General features: G+C 63.3%; 3 protein-coding genes. All 3 read left to right on the plus strand.

Annotated elements, in window-relative coordinates; all coding sequences use genetic code 11:
• Positions 1-1,958: TerB N-terminal domain-containing protein (locus EOA38_RS29700; RefSeq protein WP_127300914.1), on the plus strand; the 1,958-nt coding region annotated here is incomplete at its 5' end.
• Positions 1,955-3,274: an ATP-binding protein gene (locus EOA38_RS29705; protein WP_127300915.1), complete on the plus strand. Its 1,320-nt coding sequence runs from the start codon at positions 1,955-1,957 to the stop codon at positions 3,272-3,274. The genes EOA38_RS29700 and EOA38_RS29705, both read left to right, overlap by 4 nt.
• On the plus strand, positions 3,255-4,081 hold an 827-nt coding region (locus EOA38_RS29710), incomplete at its 3' end, for a DEAD/DEAH box helicase (protein ID WP_245480948.1). The genes EOA38_RS29705 and EOA38_RS29710, both read left to right, overlap by 20 nt.

Consider the following 4,081-nt stretch of genomic DNA (forward strand, 5'->3'; position numbering starts at 1 on the left):
CTTGTCAGGTCGGCTCCATAAGAGGTGACCCTGAAGGCAAGACGTTGCCTTATTGGCCATCATATCATTCGATCTCCCCGGGGGCGCGCCGGACCTACCTCGAATGGCTTGCAGGGGGCAGGAACGATCCTTCGATCGGCATAGGCTACATTTTCATATTCTTCTATGCCCTTGAACGTCGTCTCTTCATCGACGAGGCGAGGAACGAGGCGTCGGCGATGGCAGCGGAGGTCCGGCGCCTTCTCGCGCTCCATGGCGAGAACTACTCTTTCAAGGGCTACGCGTCGAAGTTCCTGGACGTGGCGGATTTGATGGCGAACCCGGACATCTCTCGCCCGGCACTCTCGCCGGATCTGAGGAGCGGCTACGAGATGCCGCTGTCCATAAGGCTGCATCTCGGACGAAAGCTGGGCTCCAAGCTTCCTTTCGACAGCACTGATGCCCTCCTGTGGGTATTGTCCCTTCCGGACACGCAGCTCCGCACGCCCGCATCCAGATGCTTCGAGGAACTCGCCGAACTCTGGCACGTGCGGTTCGCGTCGCGCTATCCGGACGGGCTGAAGGTCAATTCGCCAAGGACTAAGATCAAAGTCGAATACCGAGCGGCGAGCGGAGGCTTCGGGGGCAGGGTGGACCTGTCGGATAGCGAGCTCGGACCGCTTCCCGACGTCGCTGCCCTTTCCACGCCAATCGATGGACTGAGAGACCTTCTCAACGCCTGTACCGACGACCTTGCCGCCTACAGTCGTCTTCTTGGGAAGAAACCTGAGGCCAAGGATACCGTCGAGGCAGCTTTTCTGTTGCCCAAGGAGATTCTGACGTCCGGCTCGGGGACCGGAGCCGCGGCGCTCAAGCGCGTTGACGGTCTTTTTGGCGATCACAGGATCGCCGGGGTCAAGGTGGTGCGACTGGCGCAAGCCCTGGGAATGGAAATCCCGCCCAAGGGAAAACTCGGCGCCGGCCTATGCAACCAGATCGGCGCCTTGATGGACAAGCTGGATGTCGGCTTCGAGCCGGACCGCAGGTACAGCTCGCGCGGCCTGGAAGCCGACGGCTACATTCTGCTGTTCAAGGCGAAGGAAGGGGCTCCCGTGGACGGCGAGGCCTCCGCCTATGCTGCCGCCAGGGCGATGGTAGAGGTGGCAGCGCTGGCGGCCGTTTCCGACGGAAAGGTCGAGGCCAGCGAATTCGAGTCGATCAAGGCGGACATCCGTTCGTTTCCCGGCGTGGGCGGCGTCGAGCGCGGCAGGCTGATGGCGTACGCCAGCACGCTTCTCAGGGACCCGGCGGCGCAGCAATCCGCCATCAAGAAATTGGGCAACATTGGTGCGGATGCCCGCGCTAGCGCCGTCCGATCGGCCACATCGGCCGTCCTGGCGGATGGCCACGCGGCTCCTGACGAGGTGAAGTTCCTCGAGCGGCTGTACAAGGCGCTCGGCTACCCGGTGGAGGATCTCTATTCCACGCTCCATCGCGGGTCGGTCGCGCTGGACGAGCCCGTTGCCGTCGCTCCGGAGACGCGGGCGACCGGCATTCCGATCCCCGCGCAGCGTCCTGCATCCCCCTCTGGCGGTGTCAGGATAGATCATGGCCGTTTGGAGCGCATCAAATCGGAAACCACGGCCGTGTCGGAGCTTCTTGCGGGCATCTTCATCGAGGAGGAGCCGCCGACCCCTCCGCCTCAAGTCAGGGAGCCTGTGGCTGCGGAAGGAAAGTTCGCCGGCCTTGATGGCGCTCACGCCAGGTTGCTGAGCCTTCTGGCCGAGAGCGGCGAACTGGATCGGCAGGCGTTCGAAGACGAGGCGCGGAAGCTTCGGCTGTTGCCCGACGGAGCGATCGAAACGATAAACGAATGGGGTTTCGACAGGTTCGACGAACCTATAGTCGATGGCGACGAACGCGTTTCAGTCGCCGAGCATCTCAGGGACAAGCTGCAGCAAGCGAGGGTGGAAGCATGACGGCTGTGACGACTATCAAGACGCGCGATCGCGACGCGATTCTGCAGGCGCTCGCCGCCGGAGTCGTCCCCAAGACGGGACTTCGTCACGTGCAGGTCGGCCGTGCTGCCGAAGTGGGAGCGTTGGTCCGCGATATCGACCGCATCTGCGACGGCGGAGCGGCGATCCGTTTCGTGATCGGTGAATACGGGGCAGGCAAGACGTTCTTCCTAAATCTGGTGCGGCTGGTCGCGCTCGAGCGCAAATGCGTCACGATCCATGCCGACCTTGCGCCGGACCGCAGGATTCACGCGACGGCAGGCCAGGCGAGGGGGCTCTATGCCGAAGCCGTCAGAAACATGGCCACGCGGACCCGGCCCGACGGCGGCGCACTGCCGAGCGTGGTCGAGCGCTTCGTGACGGACTGCATCCAGGAGGCGGGACAAGCGGGCGTGCCGGTCGAGAGCATCATCGACCAGCGCCTCGCGCACCTGCAGGAACATGTCGGCGGCTATGACTACGCGGCGGTGCTTAAGGCGTACTGGAAAGGATGCGAGGAGGGCGACGAGGTCCTCAAGGCCTCGGCCCTCCGGTGGCTGCGCGGAGAGTACTCCACGAAGACGGAGGCGCGCCAGGCGCTTGGCGTCCGCAACATCATCGATGACGACAACGTCTATGATTCCCTCAAGCTGCTAGCAGCGTTCGTGAAGCTTGCAGGATACGCCGGGCTGTTCGTCGTCTTCGACGAAATGGTGAACCTGTACAAGCTTCAGAGCGCCCAAGCTCGCAACCAGAATTTCGAGCAGGTCCTGCGCATGCTCAACGACGTGCTGCAGGGCAACTTCGGCGGCTTCGGTTTCGCGTTCGGCGGGACGCCAGAGTTCCTCATGGACACCCGCCGGGGCCTTTACAGCTACTCCGCCCTGCAGTCCCGCCTTTCCGAGAATGCATTCGCGACGAATGGCCTGGTCGATCTTTCCGGTCCGGTGCTGCGCCTCCAAAGCCTTACGCCAGAGGATCTTCTGATCCTTCTTTCAAATATCCGAGCAGTGTTTGCCTCCGGCGAGCCAGCCAAGAACCTCGTTCCGGATGAAGCCCTTCCAGCATTCATGGAGCATTGCAACAAGCACGTCGGCGACGCCTACTTCAGGACGCCTCGGAACACGATAAAGGCGTTCGTGCAGTTCCTGGCAATCCTTGAACAGAATCCTGGAACGGAATGGGCGAGCCTAGTGGGCCGAGTCGACATCGCGCCGGATGCCGAAAGCTCCGCGGCGGACGAGAGCGACGGCGAAGGCGAGGGTGGGGACGAGGATCTTGCCACCGTCAGGCTCTGAGGCCCCCTCCGGATTCGATAGGCTTCACGAAACGATCCGGCGCTGGATCTGGGAGCGGAAGTGGGAGGAACTCCGCGATGTCCAGGACAAGGCGATCGCAGCGATCCTGGGCGGCCGGAATGATGTCCTGATCGCGGCCGCCACCGCGGCCGGGAAAACGGAAGCCGCTTTCCTGCCGATCCTGACGAAAGTGTCGGCCCGGACGGAGCCGGGCGTGTCAGTCCTCTACGTGAGCCCGCTCAAGGCCCTGATCAACGACCAGTTCCGGCGCCTCGACGACCTCTGCGAGCGGATGGAGATCGACGTCGTCCGATGGCATGGGGATGCGCCTCAAGCCGCCAAGCAGCGTACAAGACGCGATCCGCGCGGCGTCGTCCTGATAACTCCGGAATCCATCGAGGCGATGCTCCTGCGTCGTCCGGGCGATGCAAGGAGGATGCTGGGCGCGTTGGACTTCATTGTCATCGACGAACTGCATGCCTTTCTGAGCGGGCCGCGCGGCCTCCACCTTGCGACCTTGCTGCGGCGGCTGGATGCTTTGTCCGTGGAACCAGCAAGGAGGATCGGGCTGTCCGCCACGATTGGCGACCTATCCGTTGCCGCGAGCTGGCTGAACCCGGCTTCGCCATCGTCCGTTTCGATCGTGGAGTCCTCGGCCGACTCGCCCGAGCTAAGGCTCCAGGTGCGGGCGTACGCGGATGGCGAGGACGCCGAAGAGATCGACGGACTGGAGGCGGAGGAGAAGCCAGTCGCGCTCGACTTCATCGCCGACCATATGTTGGCGACGCTTCGCGGAGCGAACAACCT

It is taken from the genome of Mesorhizobium sp. M1E.F.Ca.ET.041.01.1.1 (assembly GCF_003997355.1).
Taxonomy (GTDB): Bacteria; Pseudomonadota; Alphaproteobacteria; order Rhizobiales; family Rhizobiaceae; genus Mesorhizobium.